The organism is Microbacterium sp. NPDC055357 (assembly GCF_053644835.1).
This window is the reverse complement of sequence record NZ_JBSHLZ010000012.1, coordinates 44,998-68,319: the sequence shown is the minus strand read 5'-3', so window position 1 is coordinate 68,319 and position 23,322 is coordinate 44,998. Positions and strand designations below refer to the sequence as shown.

Annotated in this window: 19 protein-coding genes, 2 tRNA genes and 1 pseudogene; 17 read left to right on the top strand and 5 right to left on the bottom strand. The window is 68.3% G+C overall.

Going from position 1 to position 23,322, the window contains the following annotated elements:
* Positions 1–95, top strand: a pseudogene (locus ACWICD_RS13405) (IS5/IS1182 family transposase); the annotation flags it as partial.
* Between the two features lie 15 nt (positions 96–110).
* Entirely contained in the window at positions 111–374 is a 264-nt protein-coding gene (locus tag ACWICD_RS13400; protein WP_454140449.1) for a hypothetical protein, read from the top strand.
* A gap of 399 nt (positions 375–773) precedes the next feature.
* Here the strand turns inward: ACWICD_RS13400 and ACWICD_RS13395 are convergent.
* Positions 774–847, bottom strand: a tRNA-Gly gene (locus ACWICD_RS13395).
* Between the two features lie 160 nt (positions 848–1,007).
* On the opposite strand from ACWICD_RS13395, the gene ACWICD_RS13390 reads away from it, so the two are divergent.
* The 5 genes from ACWICD_RS13390 to clpX all read left to right on the top strand — a co-directional run bounded on the left by ACWICD_RS13390 (position 1,008) and on the right by clpX (position 5,444).
* Positions 1,008–1,081, top strand: a tRNA-Pro gene (locus ACWICD_RS13390).
* Between the two features lie 85 nt (positions 1,082–1,166).
* Positions 1,167–2,609 (top strand): trigger factor, encoded by a 1,443-nt coding sequence (tig, locus tag ACWICD_RS13385; protein WP_454140448.1) that lies wholly within the window; start codon positions 1,167–1,169, stop codon positions 2,607–2,609.
* Between the two features lie 130 nt (positions 2,610–2,739).
* Positions 2,740–3,324: an ATP-dependent Clp protease proteolytic subunit gene (locus tag ACWICD_RS13380; RefSeq protein ID WP_376127506.1), complete on the top strand. Its 585-nt coding sequence runs from the start codon at positions 2,740–2,742 to the stop codon at positions 3,322–3,324.
* Between the two features lie 29 nt (positions 3,325–3,353).
* Positions 3,354–4,019, top strand: coding sequence for an ATP-dependent Clp protease proteolytic subunit (locus ACWICD_RS13375; RefSeq protein ID WP_376127504.1), 666 nt, complete (start codon positions 3,354–3,356; stop codon positions 4,017–4,019).
* Between the two features lie 156 nt (positions 4,020–4,175).
* Positions 4,176–5,444 carry an ATP-dependent Clp protease ATP-binding subunit ClpX gene (gene clpX, locus ACWICD_RS13370; RefSeq protein ID WP_376127503.1) on the top strand — a complete coding sequence of 423 codons (1,269 nt, stop codon included), beginning with the start codon at positions 4,176–4,178 and terminating at the stop codon, positions 5,442–5,444.
* An 18-nt stretch (positions 5,445–5,462) separates the two neighbouring features.
* Here clpX and ACWICD_RS13365 read toward each other — a convergent pair whose 3' ends face one another.
* A complete protein-coding gene (locus ACWICD_RS13365) occupies positions 5,463–7,514 on the bottom strand; it encodes a M3 family metallopeptidase (RefSeq protein ID WP_454140447.1) in 2,052 nt (683 codons plus the stop codon).
* A 91-nt stretch (positions 7,515–7,605) separates the two neighbouring features.
* Here ACWICD_RS13365 and ACWICD_RS13360 point away from each other — a divergent pair, with 91 nt between their 5' ends.
* Complete coding sequence (locus ACWICD_RS13360) at positions 7,606–8,211, top strand: ArsR/SmtB family transcription factor (RefSeq protein ID WP_376127499.1); 606 nt, start codon at positions 7,606–7,608, stop codon at positions 8,209–8,211.
* Positions 8,208–8,450: a hypothetical protein gene (locus tag ACWICD_RS13355; RefSeq protein ID WP_454140446.1), complete on the top strand. Its 243-nt coding sequence runs from the start codon at positions 8,208–8,210 to the stop codon at positions 8,448–8,450. Before ACWICD_RS13360 ends, ACWICD_RS13355 begins: the two co-directional genes overlap by 4 nt.
* 36 nt (positions 8,451–8,486) lie before the next feature.
* Here the strand turns inward: ACWICD_RS13355 and ACWICD_RS13350 are convergent, their stop codons facing one another.
* Positions 8,487–8,735, bottom strand: coding sequence for a hypothetical protein (locus ACWICD_RS13350; protein ID WP_454140445.1), 249 nt, complete (start codon positions 8,733–8,735; stop codon positions 8,487–8,489).
* Complete coding sequence (valS, locus tag ACWICD_RS13345; protein ID WP_454140444.1) at positions 8,735–11,311, bottom strand: valine--tRNA ligase; 2,577 nt, start codon at positions 11,309–11,311, stop codon at positions 8,735–8,737. The genes ACWICD_RS13350 and valS overlap by 1 nt, the downstream gene beginning before the upstream one ends.
* A gap of 163 nt (positions 11,312–11,474) precedes the next feature.
* Between valS and ACWICD_RS13340 the strand changes: the two genes are divergently transcribed.
* The 8 genes from ACWICD_RS13340 (at position 11,475) to ndk (ending at position 22,366) form a co-directional block, all read left to right on the top strand.
* The gene (locus ACWICD_RS13340) at positions 11,475–13,100 is read left to right on the top strand and encodes an ABC transporter substrate-binding protein (RefSeq protein WP_454140443.1); all 1,626 of its coding nucleotides are present in this window, start codon (positions 11,475–11,477) and stop codon (positions 13,098–13,100) included.
* Positions 13,097–14,065 carry an ABC transporter permease gene (locus ACWICD_RS13335; protein ID WP_454140442.1) on the top strand — a complete coding sequence of 323 codons (969 nt, stop codon included), beginning with the start codon at positions 13,097–13,099 and terminating at the stop codon, positions 14,063–14,065. The genes ACWICD_RS13340 and ACWICD_RS13335 overlap by 4 nt, the downstream gene beginning before the upstream one ends.
* On the top strand, positions 14,062–14,874 hold the full coding sequence (locus tag ACWICD_RS13330; protein ID WP_454140441.1) for an ABC transporter permease: 813 nt from the start codon (positions 14,062–14,064) through the stop codon (positions 14,872–14,874). Before ACWICD_RS13335 ends, ACWICD_RS13330 begins: the two co-directional genes overlap by 4 nt.
* Positions 14,871–16,418, top strand: a complete 1,548-nt coding sequence (locus ACWICD_RS13325) for a dipeptide ABC transporter ATP-binding protein (protein ID WP_454140440.1) — start codon at positions 14,871–14,873, stop codon at positions 16,416–16,418. Before ACWICD_RS13330 ends, ACWICD_RS13325 begins: the two co-directional genes overlap by 4 nt.
* A 188-nt stretch (positions 16,419–16,606) precedes the next feature.
* A complete protein-coding gene (ileS, locus tag ACWICD_RS13320; protein ID WP_454140439.1) occupies positions 16,607–20,185 on the top strand; it encodes an isoleucine--tRNA ligase in 3,579 nt (1,192 codons plus the stop codon).
* On the top strand, positions 20,182–21,534 hold the full coding sequence (locus ACWICD_RS13315; protein ID WP_376127481.1) for a bifunctional folylpolyglutamate synthase/dihydrofolate synthase: 1,353 nt from the start codon (positions 20,182–20,184) through the stop codon (positions 21,532–21,534). The genes ileS and ACWICD_RS13315 overlap by 4 nt, the downstream gene beginning before the upstream one ends.
* Positions 21,531–21,932 carry a DUF4233 domain-containing protein gene (locus ACWICD_RS13310; protein WP_454140438.1) on the top strand — a complete coding sequence of 134 codons (402 nt, stop codon included), beginning with the start codon at positions 21,531–21,533 and terminating at the stop codon, positions 21,930–21,932. Before ACWICD_RS13315 ends, ACWICD_RS13310 begins: the two co-directional genes overlap by 4 nt.
* A 20-nt stretch (positions 21,933–21,952) precedes the next feature.
* A complete protein-coding gene (gene ndk, locus ACWICD_RS13305; RefSeq protein ID WP_376127478.1) occupies positions 21,953–22,366 on the top strand; it encodes a nucleoside-diphosphate kinase in 414 nt (137 codons plus the stop codon).
* Positions 22,367–22,602: 236 nt separating this feature from the next.
* On the opposite strand, the gene ACWICD_RS13300 is transcribed toward ndk, so the two are convergent.
* Positions 22,603–23,223: a vitamin K epoxide reductase family protein gene (locus ACWICD_RS13300; protein WP_376127476.1), complete on the bottom strand. Its 621-nt coding sequence runs from the start codon at positions 23,221–23,223 to the stop codon at positions 22,603–22,605.
* Positions 23,224–23,322 lie beyond the last annotated feature (99 nt).

The following is a 23,322-nucleotide window of genomic DNA, read 5'->3' as shown; positions in this document are numbered from 1 at the left end:
CGACCCGATACGACAAGCACGCCATCGTCTACCGCGCCGCGGTCCTCATCCAAGCCGTCATCGCCTGGACCCGACAATTATCAGACACGCCCTAGCTCTAGAGTCGCGGCATGAGTCGCCCGCTCCCTGAACGCTCCGGATTCGCGATCGCCCTGGCCGTCGGTTCAGCCATTACATGCATTGGCAGCGCGATTTACGTCGTGATGCTCGCCATCAAGCTGGCGGAGTCCGGCTCGGCAGACGGATCGGACATCTTCGGCATCGTCATCTTCGCCCTGCTCGCGATCATCATGGGCGCCCATGCGATCATCTGGTCCCGAACTGCTCCCCAGAATCGAGCTTCCTCACGAGGCGAGCCGGTGACGCCCGAGTGATTCGTCGCGTGAAAGACCTAGTGCGCGCTGATACGGCCGCCCGGGTCGCACGCAACTAGCCGCAAGCGACCCGTTGGGAACTCGCGGCGACGAAGCGGCACGAGCCGCGCGTTCCACACATCGCGGAGGAGCCGAACGCGGTGCTCGCGAGTGCGATGGATACCCCCTCGGGCGACGCTTTTCGGCGCACCTGTTGGCACGCGGGTGGCGCGACCGGAGCTGCCAGAGGCAGTGGAGAGGCGCAAACTCCCACGAGTTTCCGAGGGAGATGGAATGGAGTGGCTGATGGGAATCGTCCCCACCGCCCTCCGCGGCGGGGGCCCACCCGCAAGCGACCCGCTTCCTACGGCACCCACGCAAAAGCTCCGCCGCACCGCCTACGGCGGCACGTCGGAGCTTTGGAGGGGCTGACGGGAATCGAACCCGCATCATTAGTTTGGAAGACTAAGGCTTTACCACTAAGCTACAGCCCCGCTGCCGGCGGAATCCCGCCAGCTGTCGCGACGGCAAGCCGCGACGTCGACCAGTCTAACGGAATCGATCGGCCGCTCATGACACGCGGAAGGAGCGAACCGCGAGGGTCGGCTAGACTTCTCAGGGCCGTTTCGTGTCCGCATACGTGCGCGACCTGCCCGGGGCGTAGCTCAGCTTGGTAGAGCGCCCGCTTTGGGAGCGGGAGGTCGCAGGTTCAAATCCTGTCGCCCCGACGTCACGACCCCGCTCGGGGATCCGAGACCCCAGACCTTCATCCGCCGCGGCCGAGTGCGGTCCAAACGAGGAGAACGAACAGGCATGGTCAACAGCACCGTCGAGAAGCTCAGCCCCACCCGGGTCAAGCTCAACATCACGGTCAGCCCGGACGAGCTCAAGCCGAGCATCGCGCACGCGTATGAGCACATCGCGAAGGACGTCCAGATTCCGGGATTCCGCAAGGGCAAGGTCCCCGCGCCGATCATCGACCAGCGCATCGGACGCGTTGCGGTGCTCGAGCACGCGGTGAGCGACGGGCTCGACGGCTTCTTCCGTGACGCCGTCGCCGCGAACGAGCTGCGCGTCATCGGACGCCCGAACGCCGAGGTCGCCGAGTGGCCGAACGAGAAGGACTTCTCGGGTGACCTCGAGGTCACGATCGAGGTCGACGTGCGCCCCGAATTCGAGCTGCCCGCCTTCGACACCATCACCGTCGAGGTCGACGCCGTCGAGACCGACGAGGCAGCCATCGACGAGGAGCTCGACCGTCTGCGGGGCCGGTTCGGCACCCTCATCGCGGTCGACCGCCCCGCCGCGACCGGTGACTTCGTCGAGCTGGACCTGGTCGCCACGATCGGCGACACCGAGATCGACCGCGCCGAGGGCGTGTCGTACGAGGTCGGATCGGGCGAGCTGCTCGAGGGCATCGACGAGGCCGTCGACTCCCTCACCGCCGGTGAGGACACGACCTTCCGCTCGAAGCTCGTCGGAGGAGACCACGCCGGTGAAGAGGCCGAGGTCTCGGTCACGGTCACGGCGGTCAAGGAGCGCGAGCTGCCCGACGCGGACGACGACTTCGCCCAGATGGCGAGCGAGTTCGACACGATCGCCGAGCTGCGCGAGAGCCTCGCCGAGCGCGTCGGTCAGCAGTCGGTCTTCGCGCAGGGCGCGGCCGCTCGCGACAAGTTCATCGAGAAGCTGATCACCGAGATCGACATCCCCGTTCCCGCTCAGCTCATCGAGGACGAGGTGCACAACCACCTCGAGGGCGAGAATCGTCTCGACGACGACGTGCACCGCGCCGAGGTCGCCGAGGCGAGCGAGAAGCAGTTCAAGACGCAGATGCTGCTGGACAAGCTCGCCGAAGAGTCCGACGTGCAGGTCTCGCAGGAAGAGCTCACGCAGTACCTCATCCAGTCGGCTTCGCAGTACGGCATGGCGCCGCAGGAGTTCGTCAACGCCCTGCAGGAGGGCAACCAGCTGCCCGCCATGGTCGGCGAGGTCGCCCGCAACAAGGCGCTCGCTGTCGCTCTCGGCAAGGTCACCGTCGTCGACACGAACGGCAAGCCCGTCGACCTGACCGGTTTCGTCGCCGTCGAGGACGAGCCGGCTGCTGAGGAAGACGTCGTCGAAGAGGCGCAGGAGATCGCGGATGCCGCAGCCGACGCTGACGAGGTGATCGAGGCCGAAGAGGCCGAGAAGCCCGCGAAGAAGGCGGCGGCCAAGAAGGCACCGGCCAAGAAGAAGGCCGCTGACAAGGAGTAAGTCGCGTTCACGACACGAAGGGTGGATGCTGCGGCATCCACCCTTCGTCTTTGCCCAGGGCGAACACGCGCGGGTCGCCGGCGGCGCGCCGGTAGATTCGATGCGACGACCACGGAATCAGGAGTGTCACATGGCCGAACCACTTGTCGCGACGAGCGTCTTCGACAGGCTGCTGAAGGACCGCATCATCTGGCTGGGGTCGGAGGTGCGCGATGAGAACGCCAACGAGATCTGTGCGAAGATCCTGCTGCTCGCCGCCGAGGACTCCGAGAAGGACATCTACCTCTACATCAACTCGCCGGGCGGCTCGATCACCGCCGGTATGGCGATCTACGACACGATGCAGTTCGTGCCCAACGACATCGTGACGGTGGGCATCGGAATGGCGGCGTCGATGGGCCAGCTGCTGCTGACCGCCGGCACGAAGGGCAAGCGCTACATCACGCCCAACGCCCGCGTCCTGCTGCACCAGCCGCACGGCGGCTTCGGCGGAACGGCGAGCGACATCCAGACGCAGGCGCAGCTGATCCTCGACATGAAGAAGCGACTCGCCGAGATCACGGCGGCCCAGACCGGCAAGACGGTCGAGCAGATCAACGCCGACGGCGACCGCGACCGCTGGTTCCGTGCCGACGAAGCGCTCGAGTACGGCTTCGTCGACCACATCCGCGAATCGGCCACCGACGTCATCGGCGGCGGCGGAACCGCGAACTGACCCGGCTGACGGCGAAAGAGAGAAACCGAATGCACACCCCGACTGTCGGCATCCCGCAGGGACTTCACATGCCCAGCAGCCGCTACGTCCTGCCTCAGTTCGAAGAGCGCACGGCCTACGGCTACAAGCGTCAAGACCCGTACAACAAGCTCTTCGAGGACCGCGTCATCTTCCTCGGCGTGCAGGTCGACGATGCGTCGGCCGACGATGTCATGGCGCAGCTGCTCGTGCTCGAGTCGCAGGATCCTGACCGCGACATCATCATGTACATCAACTCGCCCGGTGGGTCGTTCACGGCCATGACGGCGATCTACGACACGATGCAGTACGTCTCGCCGCAGATCCAGACCGTCGTGCTGGGTCAGGCCGCCTCCGCCGCGGCCGTGCTGCTCGCCGCGGGTGCACCCGGCAAGCGGCTCGCGCTGCCGAACGCGCGCATCCTGATCCACCAGCCTGCGATGGGTGAGGCGGGGCACGGCCAGGCCTCGGACATCGAGATCCAGGCGCAGGAGATCATGCGCATGCGGACGTGGCTCGAGGCGACGCTCGCGCACCACTCGAACAAGCCCGTTGAAGAGGTGCACAAGGACATCGATCGCGACAAGATCCTTTCGGCCGAAGAGGCTCTCACGTACGGCCTCGTCGACCAGGTGCTCACGACTCGCAAGCGCGGTCAGGCCGCCATCACGAGCTAGGGGATGCCACGCAGCCCCGCCGTCCGGAAGATTCGGGCGGCGGGGCTGCGTCGTCGGTGCGGGCTTCCATTTGCCGCGTAGCAATCCCGCGTCATGTCCTACCTTGCGGTTAGGCTCGGAGAACGGCCGGAATCGGTCCGACAGAGGAGGAGCGTCATGGCACGCATCGGTGAGAGCGCCGACCTGTTCAAGTGCTCTTTCTGCGGAAAGAGCCAGAAACAGGTGCAGCAGCTCATCGCGGGCCCCGGCGTCTACATCTGCGACGAGTGCGTCGAGCTGTGCAACGAGATCATCGAAGAGCGCATGGCGGAGTCCTCGTCGGGCGTCGTGTCCGACTTCGATCTGCCGAAGCCCCGCGAGATCTTCGACTTCCTCGAGGAGTACGTCGTCGGGCAGGAAGACGCCAAGCGCGCTCTGTCCGTCGCGGTCTACAACCACTACAAGCGCGTGCGGGCCCACGGCACGCTGCAGTCCGCAGAGCAGCGCGCCGAAGAGATCGAGATCGCCAAGAGCAACATCCTGCTCCTCGGTCCGACCGGCTGCGGCAAGACCTACCTCGCGCAGACGCTCGCGAAGCGCCTGAATGTTCCGTTCGCGGTCGCCGATGCGACGGCTCTCACCGAGGCCGGCTATGTCGGTGAAGACGTGGAGAACATCCTGCTCAAGCTGCTGCAGGCGGCCGACTTCGACACGAAGCGCGCCGAGACGGGCATCATCTACATCGACGAGGTCGACAAGATCGCGCGCAAGGCCGAGAACCCCTCGATCACGCGCGATGTGTCGGGGGAGGGCGTCCAGCAGGCGCTGCTGAAGATCCTCGAGGGCACCGTCGCGTCCGTGCCGCCGCAGGGCGGGCGCAAGCACCCGCACCAGGAGTTCATCCAGATCGACACGACGAACGTGCTCTTCATCGTCGCGGGCGCATTCGCCGGGCTCGAAGAGATCATCTCGGCGCGCGTCGGCAAGCACGGTGTCGGCTTCGGTGCCCCGCTGCACAACAAGGGCGACGACCTCACGCTGTTCAGCGAGGTCCAGCCCGAGGATCTGCACAAGTTCGGGCTCATCCCCGAGTTCATCGGGCGGCTCCCCGTCGTGGCATCCGTCACCCCGTTGGATCGAGCGGCGCTCATGGAGATCCTCACCGAGCCCAAGAACGCGCTCGTCAAGCAGTATCAGCGCATGTTCGAACTCGACGACGCGACCCTCGAGTTCGATGTCGAGGCGCTCGAGGCGATCGCCGACCTCGCCGTAGCACGTAAGACGGGCGCACGCGGACTCCGTGCGATCCTCGAGGACGTGCTCGGTCCGATCATGTTCGAGATCCCCTCGACCGACGACATCGACAAGGTCGTCATCACGCGCGCCGCCGTCGAAGACGGAGCGACCCCCACGCTCGTGCTGCGAGAGAAGCGCAAGAGCGCCTGACCCACGGGTGTCGCCACGTCAAGCGGTGAGACCGCGCCGTTCGAGCAACGGCTCGATCCGCGCATCGCGGCCACGGAAGTCGCGATACGCCTCGAGCGGGTCCTTCGAACCGCCGACGCCCAGCAGGCGCTCACGGAACCGGTCGCCGTTGGCGCGGGTGAGGCCGCCGTTCTCGCGGAACCACTCGACGGTGTCGGCGTCGAGCACTTCGCTCCAGATGTACGAGTAGTACCCGGCGCTGTATCCGCCCGCGAAGATGTGCGCGAAGTACGCGGAGGAGTACCGCGGGGGGATCTCCGGCAGGCCGAGTCCGATGTCGGCGAGAGCGGCCTGCTCGAAGGCGGAGATGTCACCGATCTCGGCGGCCTGCTCGGGCGTGAGCGAGTGCCAGGCCTGATCGATCCAGGCTGCCGCGAGGTACTCGCTCGTCGCGAAGCCCTGGTTGAACGTGCCCGAGGTCGTGAGCTTGTCGACCGCATCGGCGGGCAACGGCTCGTCGGTGTCGATGTGCCGCGCGTAGGACGCCAGGATCTGGGGCCAGTAGATCCACATCTCGTTGACCTGGCTGGGGAACTCGACGAAGTCGCGGAAGACGTTCGTTCCCGCGAAGTGCGGATAGGTGACCGTCGCGAACAGCCCGTGCAGTGCGTGACCGAACTCGTGGAAGAGGGTCGTCACCTCGTCGAGGGTGAGCAGCGTGGGCTCGCCGGGCGACGGCTGCGACACATTGAGGTTGTTCACGACGATGGGCGCCGTGCCGCGCAAGCGGGACTGGAGCACGATCGAGTTCATCCACGCACCGCCGCGCTTGGTGTCGCGCGTATAGAGGTCGAGGACATACAGCCCGAGCACCGAGCCGTCGGTGTCGTGCACCTCGAACACCCGTGCCTCGGGATGGTAGGTGCGCACGTCGGGGCGCTCCACGAAGGTGACGCCGTACAGCTCGGTGGCCGCGCGGAAGACGCCCTCGTGCAGCACGCGCTCCGCTTCGAACCACGGGCGCAGAGCCGCCGTGTCGAGGTCGTACCGTGCGGCTCGCACGCGCTCGGTATAGAACGCCCAGTCGTGCGCTTCCAGAGCGAACGGCTCGGGCCCGTCGTCGATGATCGCCTGCAGGTCGGCGCGCTCCCGCCTCGCGTTGCGTGCGGCGGGGATCGCGAGGCTCCGCAGCAGCTCGTGCACGGCGGCGGGGGAGCCGGCGGTCTCGTCCGAGGTCACATACTCGGCGTGCGTCTCGAAGCCGAGCAGCCGGGCACGCTCGGCGCGCAGGGCGACGATCTCCCGGAGCACATCACTGTTGTCGTGCTCGTTGCCGCGGCATCCGCGCGCACGGGAGGCCTCCATGATCCGGCGCCGGGACTCGCGGTCGGTGAGCGAAGCGAGGTAGGGGTGACCCGTGAACAGGGGCAGCGTCACGACGTACGCACCCTCGAGCCCCCGATCGCGCGCGGTCCGCGCCGCGGCCGACAGCTCTCCTTCGCTCAGGCCCGCGAGCTCTTCTGCGTTGTCGAAGACGACGGCGAGGTCGTTGGTATCGGCGAGGAGATTCTTCTCGAAGATCGTCGTGAGCACCGACAGCCGCGTGTTGATCTCGGTGAGCCGAGCCTTCGCTTCGTTGTCGAGCCCCGCTCCGGCGCGCGACATCTCGCGGTAGCGCCGCTCGACGAGATAGCGCTGCTCGGGCGTGAGGTCGAGATCGTCCAGGTCGTCGTGCAGTGTGCTGATGCGCCAGAAGAGCTGGGCGTCGAGCTGGATCGCGTCCTGGTGGGCTGCCATGAGCGGAGCGAGCGTCTCTTCGATCTGCTGGATCTCGTCGGTGGCGTCGGCCGAGGAGACCGTGTAGAACGCGTGGGCGACGTCGGCGAGCAGTGCGCCACTGGATTCGAGCGCCACCAACGTGTTCTCGAAGGTCGGCATCGAGCGCACGCGTGTGATCGCGTCGATTTCGGCACGATGCGTCGCGAAGGCTTCCTCGAAGGCCGGGAGGTAGTGCTCGGGTCTGATCGCCCCGTAGTCGGGCAGGCCGAAGGGGAGCGAAGACGGCGAGAGCAGCGGATTGTCAGAGGCCATGCGCTCAACGATAGCCCGGACGCCGAGAATGCCCGCGAGTCTTTGCAAAGAGACACTTGCAAAGACCTCTTTGCATCACTACTCTCGAAACATGGTCGAGAAGATGAAGGATGCCGCACCGCACGAGCGCGTCGACCGCGTGCTCGACGTCGGTGCGTTGCGTGCCCTCGCTCACCCGCTGCGCGTGCGCATCTACGACATCCTCAGCCAGTTCGGCCCGCAGACGGCGAGCTCTTTGGCCGATCGACTGGGGGAGTCCAGCGGTGCCACGAGCTATCACTTGCGCGCCCTCGCCAAGCACGACCTCATCCGTGAGATCGAAGGACACGGCACGGGTCGCGAGCGGTGGTGGGAGCGCCCCCAGGGCTCGATCACGATGACGAACCCGAGCACCGTGAAGACGCCCGCCGGGCGTGCGGCGACCGAAGTCGTGGTGGGCGAGTTCTATCGTCAGCGCGAAGAGCAGCTGCGGGCGTACTTGCACGCGAGTCTTCGTGCCGACCCCGAGACGTGGAAGTCACTGCTCACGTCGACGACCGCGAACCTCACCGAAGCGCAGTTCACCGAACTCGCCGACAGCGTGCGGCAGCTCATCGATGAGACCGTCGAGAAGTACCGCGACCAGACCGGACCCGGCGTGCGGCTGTTCAGTATCCGCACCGACATCTTTCCCATCGACGAGGCAGATCCGTCATGACCACGATCCCCACACCCTGCTCCCACCTCGCTCCGACGCGCTTCGAGCGTCTCCTGCTCGGCCTCGCTGCGAGACTCGAAGGCGTCGCGAGCACGCGCGCGACACGACGCGCCGCACGTGGAGCCGCCCTCCCCGCGCAGATTGCCGCTCGTCGAGCCGCGCTCGCGCTGCAGATCGCCGCGAGTGACCGGCGCACCGACGCACAAGCGGCCAGCGGCATCGGGATGCTGCCGCGATGACGCCGTCCGATCGTTCCTGACCGTCGGGCGTGATCGTCAGGCGAACTCGTCGTCGGGATCGGACCTGACGACGGGCTCACCCGCCGCGTCCAGCGTCACGAAGACACCCGTGTCGAGTTCGGCGATGGGTCGCCCCTCGAGCCACGTGAGGGTCCAGCGGGGGCGCGGCTGGCCGAGGTCGTCGGCAGGGATCGCCTCGTCGACCGAGCGGATGCCGCGCACGAGCGCGTCGGGCACCGAACGCGGCGGTTCGTCACCCGAGGTCCAGCGTGTTCCGAGCTGCATCAGGCCTCCTCGGCAGGAACGAGCACGACGTCGCCCACGACGAGCTCATCGCCATCCGCGTAGGCGATCTCGCCGATGCGCCCGACGGCCTTGAGGTCGCCTTCGGCCGATCGGATCGCATCGAGGGATGCCGCGGGAGCGGCGATCGTCAGCTGCTCGACCGCCGTCTTCTGCGAGGCCTTCGCCTCGGTCTTCGCGCGGCGAACGCCGATCAGTGCGGCACTCACGGCCGCGAGCACGGCCGGGTCGCCGTCGATCCCGAGCGGCTGCGGCCACTCCGCGTTGTGCACGGACCCTTCGTTGAACCACGACCACGATTCCTCGGCGGCGAACGCGAGGACCGGGGCGAACAGACGCAGCAGCGTCGACAGCGCGATCCGCAAGGCGAGGGCGGCGGACGGCTGGCCCACGTCGGTCTGGTTGTAGGCGCGCTCCTTCACGAGCTCGAGGTAGTCGTCGCAGAACGTCCAGAAGAACGACTCGGTGAGTTCGAGCGCCCGCGCGTGGTCGTAGCCCTCGAACGCCTTCGTGGCCTCGCGGACGACGTCGTCCAGAGTCGCGAGCATCGACGCGTCGACCGCGTGCGTGATCTCAGCGCCCTCGGGCACGGGGAACGACAGCACGAACTTCGACGCGTTCAGCACCTTGATCGCCAGGCGACGCCCGATCTTGACCTGCGTCGGGTTCTGCGGATCGAAGGCGGCATCGGCGCCGAGCCGGCTCGACGCCGACCAGTAGCGCACCGCGTCGGTGCCATGCGAGTCGAGGATGTCGGCGGGCGTGACGACGTTGCCCTTCGACTTCGACATCTTCTTGCGGTCGGGGTCGACGATGAAGCCCGAGATCGCGGCATCCGTCCAGGGGGACCGACCGTCTTCCAGCGCACTGCGCAGCATCGTCGAGAACAGCCAGGTGCGGATGATGTCCTGGCCCTGCGGGCGCAGATCGAACGGGGCGACGAGGTTCCACAGCTCGTCGTCGCGCTGCCAGCCGCCCGCGAGCTGCGGTGTGAGCGACGAGGTCGCCCACGTGTCGAAGATGTCCTTCTCGGCGTCGAAGCCGCCCGCGACACCGCGCTGGTCCTCGCTGTAGCCCGGCGGCACGTCGATCGTGGGATCGACCGGCAGCGAGGCGAGATCGGGGGTCAGCACGCGATCGTAGTCCCGTTCGCCGTTCTCATCGAGGGCGTACCAGACCGGGATCGGCACGCCGAAGAAGCGCTGACGCGAGACGAGCCAGTCGCCCGTGAGCCCGCCGACCCAGTTCTCGTAGCGGACGCGCATGAAATCGGGATGCCACGCCATGCCGGCACCGAGAGCGATGAGCTTCTCGCGCAGCGCCTCGTCGCGGGCACCGTTTCGGACGTACCACTGGCGCGTCGAGACGATCTCGAGCGGGCGGTCGCCCTTCTCGAAGAACTTCACGGCGTGCGTGAACGGCTTGGGTTCGCCGTCGAGGTCGCCGGAGGCCCGCAGCAGGTCGACGATCGCCTTCTTGGCGCTGAACACGGTCTTGCCCGCGATCTCGGCGTAGGCCGCCTTGGCGGCATCCGTCACGATGACATCGGGTGCGTCGGCGATCACGCGGCCGTCTTTGCCGAGGATCGTGCGGTTGGGCAGATCCAGCTCGCGCCACCAGATGATGTCGGTGACATCGCCGAAGGTGCAGATCATGGCGATGCCCGAGCCCTTGTCCTTCTGGGCGAGCGGGTGCGCGAGGACGGGCACTTCGACATCGAACAGGGGCGTGCGCACGGTCGAGCCGAACAGCGGCTGGTACCGCTCGTCGTCGGGGTGCGCGACGAGCGCGACGCAGGCGGCGAGCAGCTCGGGACGGGTCGTCTCGATGTGCACGTCGCCCGAGCCGTCGGTCTTGTGGAACGCCACTCGGTGGTAGGCCGCGGGCTGGTCGCGGTCTTCGAGCTCGGCCTGTGCGATCGCGGAGCGGAAGTCGATGTCCCACAGCGTCGGCGCGAGAGCCTGGTACGCCTCGCCCCGCTCGATGTTGCGCAGGAAGGCGAGCTGGCTCGTGCGGATCGTGTCATCCGAGATCGTGCGGTAGGTCTGGGTCCAGTCGACGCTGAGGCCGAGCTGGCGGAACAGCGCCTCGAACTGCTTCTCATCTTCGAGCGTGAGGCTCTCGCACAGCTCGATGAAGTTGCGGCGGCTGATCGGCACCTGGTCGGCGGCCTTCGTGCTCTTGTTGGTGCCGCCCTGGAACGGGGGCGTGAATTCGTGGTCGTAGGGCAGCGACGGGTCGCAGCGCACGCCGTAATAGTTCTGCACGCGACGCTCGGTGGGCAGGCCGTTGTCGTCCCACCCCATCGGGTAGAACACCGTCTTGCCGCGCATGCGCTCGAAGCGCACCTTGACGTCGGTGTGGGTGTAGCTGAAGACGTGACCGATGTGCAGCGATCCGGATGCCGTCGGGGGAGGGGTGTCGACCGAGTACACGCCGTCGCGGCCCCGCTCAGCGGCACGGGCACGGTCGAACAGGTACGTGCCCCGCTCCTGCCACGCGGCATCCCATTTCGACTCGAGACCTTCGAGAGCGGGCTTGTCGGGGATCGTGGACATGTGAAGGTCTCCTCGCCGTATGTGCGGCACCGTGTGAGCGTGCCTGAGTGTGGGATGCCCGATGATTCTATCGAGCGCACGCTCGCGGGCGGACACCGCATAGTGAACCGGGTCCAAGAAGTGCGTTAGCGTATTCACGTCCCGACACCAGCGAGGTTTCCGCATGCTCACCCACCGCTCATCCGCCTCCCGCCTGCTGCGTGCGGCCGCGCTCACCGCCGCGGCTGCACTCGTTCTCAGCGCATGCGCATCGGGCGACGAGGCAGACACCGAAGACGCCGGCGGTGAGGTCGTCTGGGCCATCGAGGGCGCGAACCTGTCCGCAGGACACATGGACCCGCAGACCAGCCAGCTCGACGTCTCGGCGATGGTGCAGCGCGTCGTGCTGGACTCGCTCGTCTTCCAGAACGCGGACGGCTCCTTCTCACCGTGGCTCGCCGCGGACTGGGAGATTTCGGACGACGGGCTGCAGTACACCTTCGACCTGCGCGACGATGTCGTCTTCCACGATGGCGAGCCCTTCGACGCGGCGGCGGTCAAGGCCAACTTCGATCGCATCGTCGACCCCGACACCGCGTCCGCGCAAGCCGCGGCCATGCTCGGCGCGGATTTCTATGCCGGCACCGAGATCGTCGACGACCACACCGTGCGGGTTTCGTTCACACAGCCGTATGCACCCTTCCTCCAGGCCGCCAGCACGGCACAGCTCGGGTTCTACTCGCCGGCCGCGCTCGCTGCCGACGCGGAGCGGCTCGCGGCCGGCGGGCCCGACGTCACGATCGGGACGGGCCCCTTCGTGCTCACCGACTACACGCCCGATCAGGAGATCGTCTACGCGCGCAATGCCGACTACGCGTGGGGCCCCCACGGGCAGGGCGCACCGCAGATCGAGACGCTGCGGGTGAGCATCATGCCCGAGCCGGCCGTGCGCGCGGGTGTCATCGGCAGCGGCGAGGTCGACCTCGCGAGCCAGCTGCCGCCGAGCGTCATCGCCGATCTCCCCGACGAGCTCACGATCGACTCCGTCGAGCTGCCGGGCCTGCCGTATTCGCTCTACCTCAACGAGCAGTACGGCGTGTTCGCCGACGAGCGCGTCCGCCAGGCGTTCGCGCTGGGCATCGACATCGAGCCCGCGGTCGAACAGGTCTTCTTCGGGCAGTATCCGCGCGCGTGGAGCATCCTCGCCTCGACGACCCCGGGGTACGAGCCTGCCGTCGAGGGGACGTGGGCGTTCGATCCCGATGCGGCCGCCGAGCTGCTCGACGCGGCCGGCTGGACCGGACGCGACGCCGACGGCTACCGGACGAAGGACGACGTGCGGCTTTCGGCCCGCTGGATCGCCTGGACACCCGTGCCCGACGACCGCGCGGCGCTGGCGAACGCGATCCAGTCCGACCTGCGTGAGATCGGGTTCGAGCTCGTCCGCGACGTGCTGGAGCCGGGCGCCTACAACGAGCAGTACGGCCCGAAGACCTTCGACCTCACCGACTGGGGTTTCTCGGGAGTCGACCCCGATCTGCTGCGCAGCCATCTGCACACCGACGGCTTCCAGAACGCCTCCCAGGTGTCCGATCCCGCCATCGATGCGCTCCTGGACCGCGGCGTCGCGACGAGTGACGTCGACGAGCGCGCCGAGATCTACCGCGAGCTGCAGCGCTGGAACGCCGAGTACACCGCGATCGTGCCGCTGTACGTGCCGTCGTCCATCACGGCCGTCTCGCCGGCGATCAGCGGAATCGCATACGACCTCTACGGCCGGCCCCTGTTCTACGACGTCGCGCTGGAATGAGACCGGCGGGGCGCGTCCTCGCGCGGATCGGCGGTCTGCTCGCGGGGCTGATCGTCGTCCTGTGGGGCGCTGCGACCCTGGCGTTCGTCGCGATGCGGCTCATCCCCGGGGATCCGGTCGACGTCATGCTGGGTCCGCAGGCCCAGATCTCTGATGCCGTCAAGGACGGCATCCGTCGAGAGCTCGGTCTGGACCAGCCCCTCGCACAGCAGTACGCCCAGTACATGGGCCGGCTGCTGCGCGGAGACCTCGGGGAGTCCTATCAACTGCGGATGCCGGTGGCCGATGTCATCGGCAGGCAGCTGCTGCCCACCCTGCAACTCACCGGTCTCGCGCTCCTGATCGCACTCGTCCTCGCGCTCGTGGTCGCCATCACGGTGCGTCGCCGCGCCGCGCGCATCGTCGTGGCCGGTGTCGAACTGGTCATCCTGTCCTCTCCCGTGTTCTGGATCGGACTGGTCCTGCTCACGGTGTTCGCCTTCACGCTGGGCTGGTTCCCCGTCACGGGGTCGAGGAACGCGGCATCCCTCGTCCTGCCCGCCGTCACGCTCGCGCTGCCCACGGCCGCGCTGCTCGGACAGGTGCTGCGCGACGGAATCGAGGCTGCCGAGCGGCAGCCGTTCGCCGTCACGGTGCGCGCACGCGGTGCGAGCCCGAGCAGACTCCTGCTGCGGCACACGCTGCGGCACGGTGCCACGGGCGCCCTCACGCTCGCCGCCTATCTCGTCGGCACGCTGCTCGGCGGTGCGGTTCTGGTCGAGACGGTGTTCGGCCGGCCGGGGCTGGGCCGGGTCACCCTCGTGGCGATCACGGATCGCGACCTGCCCGTCATCGGCGGCATCATCCTGCTCAGCGCGCTCGTGTTCGTCGTGATCAACATCGTCGTCGAGCTGACGGCGGCGGTCATCGACCCGCGGCTGCGCCGACCGGCCATCGCCGATCACGCGAGGGGCGGTATGCCGTGAGCCGTCGTCAGGTCGTGGCACTCACCGCCGCGGGCGCCGTGCTCGCCGTCTTCATCGCGATGGCGATCGCGCCGTCGCTGTTCACGCCGTTCGACCCGCTGCAGACCGATGTGCGCGCCGCCCTCCTGCCGCCGAGCCCGGACCACGTCTTCGGCACCGACCAGAGCGGACGGGACATCTTCGCGAGAGTCGTCTACGGCGCGCGCTCGTCTCTCTCGATCGGCGCGATCGCCGTGGGCGTCGCGCTCATCGTCGGCCTCGTGGTCGGCACGGCGATCGGTGCGGCACCGCGCGTCGTCGATGCCGTTGCCGTACGCGCGCTCGACGTCGTCCTCGCCTTTCCCGAGTTCCTGATCGCGCTCGTCGTCGTCGCGGTCCTCGGGCCCGGTCCCGTCAACGTCGCCATCGGCGTCACGATCGCCGTCATCCCCGTCTACGTCCGGCTGGCCCGCGTACAGACGCGTACGCTCCTCGCGGCCGATCACGTCGAAGCCGCCGCGCTGCTCGGTGTGCGGCGCCCGGTCGCCATCTTCCGTCACGTCGTGCCCGGCGTGCTCGGCGCGCTCAGCGTGATCGCGACGATCGGGTTCGGCACGAGTATCCTCGCGGCGGCGGGGCTGAGCTTCCTCGGCCTCGGGCCGCTCGAGCCCACGCCGGAGTGGGGGCTCATGCTCTCGGGAGGGCGCAACGTGCTCGCTCAAGCCTGGTGGATCGCCGTCTTCCCGGGGCTCGCGATCACCCTCACGGTGATCTCGGCGACGATCGTCGGACGCACGCTGCGCGCCGCGGCGGAAGGACGCACCGCATGAGCGCCCTCGACCTGCGGAATCTGCGGATCTCGTTCGGCCCGAGCACGGTGGTCGACGGCATCGACCTGACCGTGGAGCCCGGGGAGTGCGTCGCCGTGGTCGGCGAGTCCGGCGCCGGTAAGTCGCTCACGGCGCTCGCCCTGCTCGGGTTGACACCGCCCGGTGCCCGTGTGGGCGCCGACCGTCTCGAGATCGACGGCGTCGACCTGCGCCGGGCGGGTGAGCGCGCGTGGCGCGAGGTGCGCGGCGACCGCATCGCGCTCGTCTCGCAGGACGCGCTCGTCTCGCTCGACCCGCTCGCCCGCATCGGCGCGGAGGTCGCGGAGCCGCTCGAGATCCACACGCGCCTCGACCGTCGCCAGCGCGCGCAGCGCGTGCACGAGCTGCTGCTGCGGGTCGGGATGCCGCATCCCGATCGCCGTGTGCGCCAGCGCCCGCGTGAGCTCTCCGGCGGTCTGCGTCAGCGTGCACTCATCGCCTCCGCCCTCGCCGCTGCGCCGCGCGTGCTCGTGGCGGACGAGCCGACGACGGCACTCGACGCGACCGTGCAGGCGCGCGTGCTGGGCCTGCTGCGTTCGCTGGTCGACGAGGGCGTCGGGCTGCTCCTGATCAGTCACGATCTCTCGGCCGTCGCGCGCGTCGCGGATCGGATCATCGTCATGCGAAACGGGCGGGTCGTCGAGACGGGTCCGGCAGCACGGGTGCTGCGTGCCCCCCAGCATCCCTACACGCGCGAACTCGTCGACGGCACGACCGTCCCGCCGGCCGAATCGCCCGCGGGGGGCCCTGTCGTGCTAGCGGCCGACGGACTGCACAAGAGCTTTCGCGGCTCGACCGCCGTCGACGATGTGACCTTCACGGTGCGTGCCGGGCGCTCCCTCGGCATCGTCGGCGAGTCGGGCGCCGGCAAGACCACCGTCGCGCGGCTGCTACTCGGCGTCGAGACGCCCGACCGCGGCACGGTGCGCTTCGACGACGCGCCATGGAACCCGGCCCGTGAGCAGCACCGCAGGCCTCGTCGCCCCCGCATCCAGCTCGTGCATCAGGACACGCGCGCCGCCTTCGATCCGCGCTGGACGATCGGCAGATCACTGCGCGAAGCGCTCGCGGCGGGCAGTGTTCCCGCGCACCGACACGCTGCACGGACGGCCGATCTGCTGCAGCTGGTCGAACTCGATCCCGAGCTGGCAGGGCGCCGTCCGGGGCAGCTCTCGGGCGGTCAGCGGCAGCGGGCGGCGATCGCCCGAGCCCTCGCGACCCAGCCCGATGTGCTCGTGCTCGACGAACCCGTCTCGGCGCTGGGTGTCTCGGTGCAGCGGCGCGTCCTCGAGCTGCTGGCGCGGTTGCGGCGCGAGCTGAGGCTGACGACGGTGCTCATCTCGCACGACCTCGCCGTCGTGCGAGGGCTGGCCGACGATGTCCTCGTGATGAAGGACGGCCGCGTCGTGGAGCGGGGGGTGACGACCGACGTCTTCGACCGGCCGCAGCATCCCTTCACGATCGAGCTCGTCGCGGCGTCGGCGCGGTCGGATAGAATCACCTGAGCAGCATCGATCCGGCCATCACCGGGGAGCTCTCGGAAGAACGGCGCGAGCCCGGTAGAACCGAGCGGGTCAGGCCCGTGACAGCCGCAGTGAGAGTGGCCGGCAACGGCAACGCGGGGTGGTACCGCGGTCCTTTCCGAAGGGTCGTCCTCGCAGGAACCGGCGACCACGACACCTGCGAGAGACCCATGACCTACCCCCGCCCTTCGGCAAGCTCCGACCCTTCGACGAGCTCAGGGACCGCGACAAGCTCAGGGACCGGCGGGAGTGCCTTCGGACCCGCAGCGGTCGTGCCCAGCCCGCGCTTTCCCGAGATCGAGCGCGACGTGCTCGCCTTCTGGAAGGACGACGACACCTTCCGCGCGTCGATCGAGAACCGTGAGGGCGCCGACGAGTGGGTCTTCTACGACGGGCCGCCGTTCGCCAACGGCCTGCCGCACTACGGCCACCTGCTGACCGGCTATGCCAAGGACCTCTTCCCGCGCTTCCAGACGATGCGGGGCAAGAAGGTCGATCGCGTCTTCGGCTGGGACACGCACGGCCTGCCGGCCGAGCTCGAGGCGATGAAGCAGCTCGGCATCACCGAGAAGGCCGAGATCGAGGCCATGGGCATCGACGTCTTCAACGACAAGGCGCGGTCATCGGTGCTCGCCTACACGCGTGACTGGGAGGACTACGTCACGCGTCAGGCCCGCTGGGTCGATTTCGAGCGCGGATACAAGACGCTCAACCCCTCGTACATGGAGTCCGTGCTCTGGGCCTTCAAGACGCTGCACGACAAGGGACTCGCCTATGAGGGGCACCGCGTGCTGCCGTACTGCTGGCGCGACGAGACCCCGCTGTCGGCGCACGAGCTGCGCATGGACGACGACGTCTACCAGATGCGCCAGGACCCGTCGGTCACCGTGACCTTCCCGCTCGTCGGCGCGAAGGCCGAAGCCCTGGGCCTCACGGGCGTGCGGGCGCTCGCGTGGACGACGACCCCCTGGACCCTGCCGACGAACCTCGCGCTCGTGGTCGGCCCCGACATCCGCTACGTCGTCGTGCCCGGCGGTCCCGCGGGCGCCGCCGACGTGCAGCCCGGTGACGAGCCGCTCGAGGCGACGGCGCACCGCTATCTGCTGGCCGAGCCGCTTCTCGCCGGTTACGCGAAGGACCTCGGCTACGACTCCGCTGAGGCGGCGCAGGACGCCGTCGTGCAGAGCGTCCTGGGCGCCGAGCTCGAGGACGTCGCCTACGACCGGCTCTTCGACTACTACGCGGATGCCGCCACCTGGGGCACCGAGCGCGCCTGGCGGATCCTCGTGGACGACTACGTCACGACCTCGGACGGCACGGGCATCGTGCACCAGGCACCGGCCTTCGGTGAGGATGACCAGCGGGTGACCGAGGCCGCCGGCATCCCGCTCATCATGAGCCTCGACGACGGCGGGCGCTTCCTCCCGCATGCGACGGATGTCGCCGGCGAGCTCTGGATGGACGCGAACACGCCGCTCGTGCGCCTGCTGCGTCAGAACGGGCGGCTGCTGCGCCTCGCGAGCTACGAGCACTCGTATCCGCACTGCTGGCGCTGCCGCAACCCTCTCATCTACCGTGCCGTGTCGAGCTGGTTCGTGCGCGTGACCGACATCAAGGACCGCATGCTCGCGAACAACGAGCAGATCACGTGGGTGCCCGAGAACGTCAAGCACGGTCAGTTCGGCAAGTGGCTCGAGGGTGCGCGCGACTGGTCGATCAGCCGCAACCGGTACTGGGGCTCACCCATTCCGGTGTGGAAGAGCGACGATGCGGCGTACCCGCGCGTCGACGTGTACGGCAGCCTCGATGACATGGAGCGCGACTTCGGCCGGCTCCCTCGTGACCCCGAGGGCAACGTGGATCTGCACCGGCCGTACATCGACGACCTGACCCGCCCGAACCCCGACGACCCGACAGGGCGGTCGACGATGCGCCGCATCGAAGACGTCTTCGACGTGTGGTTCGACTCCGGATCGATGCCCTACGCGCAGGTGCACTACCCGTTCGACAACCGCGAGTGGTTCGACTCGCACGCCCCGGCGGACTTCATCGTCGAATACATCGGCCAGACGCGCGGCTGGTTCTACGTCATGCACGTCCTGTCGACGGCACTGTTCGACCGCCCCGCGTTCACGGGGGTGTCGTGCCACGGCATCGTGCTGGGCAGCGACGGGTACAAGATGTCGAAGTCGCTCAAGAACTACCCTGACGTGTCCGAGGTCTTCGACCGCGACGGCTCCGACGCGATGCGCTGGTTCCTCATGTCCAGCTCCGTGCTGCGCGGCGGAAACCTCGTCGTCACCGAGGAGGGCATCCGCGCCGCCGTGCGGGAGTTCATGCTGCCGCTGTGGAGCACGTGGTACTTCTTCGCGACCTACGCCAACGCGGCGGCGCCGGGCGGATACGAAGCCACCTGGCGCACCGACTCGACGAACGTGCTCGACCGGTACATCCTGGCTCTCACGGGCGATCTCGTGCGCGGAGTCGCGGCTGATCTCGAGGGTCTCGATTCGACGTCGGCGGCGGCGAAGCTGCGCGACTTCGCCGAGGCGCTGACGAACTGGTACATCCGCCGCTCGCGCGACCGTTTCTGGGTGGGGGTCGACCCTTCGACAGGCTCAGGGACCGCGGGTGCAAGCTCAGGGACCGCGGGTGCAAGCTCAGGGACCGAGGGTGCAAGCTCAGGGACCGCGGGTGCAGGCTCAGGGACCGCGGGTGCAAGCTCAGGGACCGAGGCGTTCGACACGCTCTACACGGTGCTCGAGACGCTCACCCGCGTCGCGGCTCCGCTCATCCCGCTCGTGGCCGAGCAAGTGTGGCAAGGGCTGACCGGCGGACGCAGCGTCCACCTGCAGGACTGGCCCGATGCGGGCCTGTTCCCTCAGGCCGCCGACATCCGCAGCGCGATGGATGCGGTGCGCGAGGTCTCCAGCGTCGCGAACGCCCTCCGCAAGCGCGAGGGCAAGCGCGTTCGGCTACCGCTGCCGATGCTGACGGTCGTGGTGCAGGATGCCTCGGCCCTCGCGCAGTTCGAAGGGATCATCCGTGAAGAGCTCAATGTGAAGGCCGTGGAGCTTGTGGAGTTCCGCCCTGGCTCGTACGAGGAGTTCGGTGTCAAGGAGCGCCTCAAGATCAACGCACGCGCGGCCGGGCCGCGACTCGGCAAGCGCGTGCAGCAGGTCATCCAGGCCGCGAACGCGGGCAACTGGCGCTGGGTCGACGGACGCGGGTTCGTCGTCATTACGGCGGACGGCGAGATCGACCTGCTTTCGAGCGAGGCGGCGACGGACACCGACGCATCGGGACGGCCCGAAGGTGAGGCCCTCGGCATCCTTCAGTTGCAGGAGGGAAGCGGGTTCGTCATCCTCGACACGACGACGACGCCCGAGCTCGAGGCCGAGGGTCTCGCGCGCGACGTCATCCGCGCCGTGCAGGACACACGCAAGGCCGCCGGATTCGATGTCAGCGATCGCATCCGTCTACAGATGCTCTTCCAGGACGCCGCAGACGCAGACGCCGTCGCGGGAGCGTTCGACGTCGCCGACATCGCGGGGGAGACGCTCGCCCTCGACCACGCGCTGCTGCTCGAGGGCGAGGACGCGCACGTGCCGGCCGATGCCGCGATCGAGGTATGGCAGGCGGACGCGTTCGGCGCCGCGCCGGAGCATGTCGCATACGTGCGCACCGGTCAGTATGCGAACGCTGGCGGCTTCTGGGTCGCCGTGACGAGGATCGAGGCAGCCGAGTGAACGACCGTAACCGCGCCGACGCCGTCTACGAGTCGCTGCTGCAGCGACAGGGGGAGCAGTGGGTGCAGCCGCGCGTCGAGCGCACGGCTCGCGTCCTCGAGCTGCTCGACGATCCGCAAAAGACCTACCGGGTCGTGCACATCAGCGGCACGAACGGAAAGACCTCGACGGCGCGCGTCATCGAGAGCCTGCTGCGCGCGCACGGCCTGCGCACCGGCCTGTTCACGAGTCCGCACCTCGAGCGGTTCACCGAGCGGATCACGATCGACGGCGAGCCGATCTCGGATGCCGCGATCGCCGACGCGTGGGACGAGATCGAGCCGTTCGTGGATATCGTCGACGCCGAACTCGCCGCCGCCGGCGACGCGGCGCTGACCTTCTTCGAACTGCTCACCGTGCTCGCCTTCGTCGCCTTCTCGGACGCGCCGATCGACGTGCTCGTGCTCGAAGTGGGCATGGGCGGCGCGTGGGACTCGACCAACACGGCCGACGGCGACGTCGCCGTGTTCACCCCCATCGCCATCGATCACGCCGATCGTCTGGGCGAGACCATCACCGAGATCGCGACCGTCAAGGCGGGGATCATCAAGGACAGCGCGGCGGTCGTCTCGGCACGCCAGCAGCCCGCCGTCGAAGCCGTGCTCAAGGCCGTGGCCGAGGCACGGGGCGCCACGATCTCGTTCGAGGGAGACGACTTCGCGCTCGTTTCGCAGCGTCTCGCGGTGGGCGGGCAGCTCATCTCGGTGCGCGGCCTCGCGGGCGTCTACGAAGACGAGTACCTGCCGCTGTACGGCTCGCACCAGGGCTTCAACGCATCTCTCGCGATCGCCGCCGTCGAGTCGCTCCTGGGCGGTGCCACCCGTGCGATCTCGAGCGACGTGCTCGCCGAGGCCTTCGGTCAGACGACCTCACCCGGACGCCTGCACCTCGCCGGCACGCATCCGACGGTCCTGGTCGACGCGGCGCACAATCCGCACGGTGCACAGGCCCTCGCGACGGCTCTGCGCGAATCGTTCGACTTCGACGACTGGGGCGTCGTGCTGGGCGTGCTCGACGACAAGGACGCGGGCGGAATCGTCACCGCGCTCTCGGATGTCGCGACCCATGTCTTCGCGACCGCGCCGGCCTCGGAACGTGCGTCCGAACCCGACGCGATCGCCGACGTCGCCGAGGCGGCGGGACTGTCCGTGACGGTCCATGACGACCTCAGCGCGGCAGTGGAGGCGGCACGAGAGTGGGCCGCAGCATCCGATCGTCGTGCCGTCGTCGTGACGGGCTCGGTCGTGCTGGCCGGCGAAGCGCTCACGCTCGCCGAGATCGAGGACTGGAAGTCGGGTTGGACATCATGACGGGAACGCAGACACCCCAGCCGCGCCGCCGCCGCGGCGCCGCGGAATCTCTCGCGTCGATCGTGCTCGCCTTCGAGTCGGTCATCGCCTTCCTCGGCGGGCTCGTCATCTTCGGCCTGGACACGCTGCCCGACGGCATCGAACGGTGGTGGGGCGTCGTGGCGGGAACGACCCTGGCCGTTCTCATGATCCTGACGGGCCGTCTCGTGCGCTACCGGTGGGGGATCGCGATCGGCTGGATGCTTCAGCTCGTCGTCGCCCTCGGGGCGCTCCTCGAGCCCGTGCTCATCATCGTCGCGCTCATTTTCGGCGGCATGTACGGCTATGCCACCATCAAGGGAGCAGCTCTCGACCGGCGCAACGCCGCGATCGAGGCGCAGCAGCCCGACCAGGCCTGACAAACGGAATGGAAACACGCATGACCACGGAAGAGACCCTCGTCCTCATCAAGCCGGACGGCGTTGCCCGCGGGCTCACCGGGGCGATCCTCGCCCGCATCGAGGCGAAGGGCTACGCCCTCGTCGACATCCGCCTCGTCGAGCCCGACCGCGCCCGTCTCGAGCGGCACTACGCCGAGCACGAGGGCAAGCCCTTCTACGAGCCGCTCCTGGACTTCATGATGTCGGGTCCGTCGGTCGCGATCCGTGTCGCCGGCAACCGCGTCATCGAGGGCTTCCGCTCGCTCGCCGGCACGACCGACCCGACGACGGCAGCCCCGGGAACCGTCCGCGGCGACTTCGGCCGCGACTGGGGCCTCAAGGTGCAGCAGAACCTCGTGCACGGCTCGGACAGCCCCGACTCCGCCGCGAGGGAACTCAGCATCTGGTTTTGATACGAGACGGATCAATGCTGCGCAGCAGCATTGATGCGGCTCGTATCAAGATCGAGTAGCAGCGCGCATCTCGATACGCGCTTCGCGCTACTCGATGACCGGTCGGGGGCTTCGCGCTACTCGATGACCGGGGGTTTGCGGTCCGCGCTACTCGATGACCGGGGGTTTGCGGTCCGCGCCACTCGATGACCGGGGGTTTCGCGCTTCGCGCTACTCGATGACCGGGGGTTCGCGGATCAGAACAGCGAGTTCACGATGCTCACGACGGCATTCATCTCGATCTGCGCGAGCAGAAGCACGAGCGCATAGCTGAGGATCGTCGCGAGCGGCACCCACGCCATGAGCTTGTCCGCGGTCCGGCGCACGCCGGCCGGCACGGCGAGCACTCCCGAGCGCAGCACATGCAGCGTCACAACATAGAACGTCGGGATCGTGACGGCCCACGTGACCATGCACCACGGGCACAGGGTGTGCAGGTTCGGCGCGTAGATGCTCTGGCCGATGAGCCAGATGACGAAGCCGAAGGCGAACGCGGTGCCGGCCCAGAACAGCAGCCAGAACCATCGCGCGAAGCGTGCGCGGGCGAGGATCGCGACGCCGACGGCGATCGGTGCCACCCAGCAGGCGAGCCCCAGCAACGGGTTCGGAAAGCCGAAGATCCTGCCCTGCCACGCGTCGAGGTTGGCGCTGCACTGCACGAGCACCGAGATGTCGCAGGCGGCGGCTGCACCGGGATTGGCGAGGCCGTCGAGCTTCGCGAGGGTGAGCGAAAAGGCTGCCCACCACCCGATCGCGCCGGCGATGATGAGCCACACCGCGAGGACGGTCGGGCGCGTGTGGGTCTGAGACGGGGGCATGCCTCGGATTATCGCAAAGATGGCCTATGGGTGAGGCGTGGGCGGGCCATGAAAGTCTTCACACGTCGATGTGTGAGCATTCGGTCCGGGAAAGTGCGA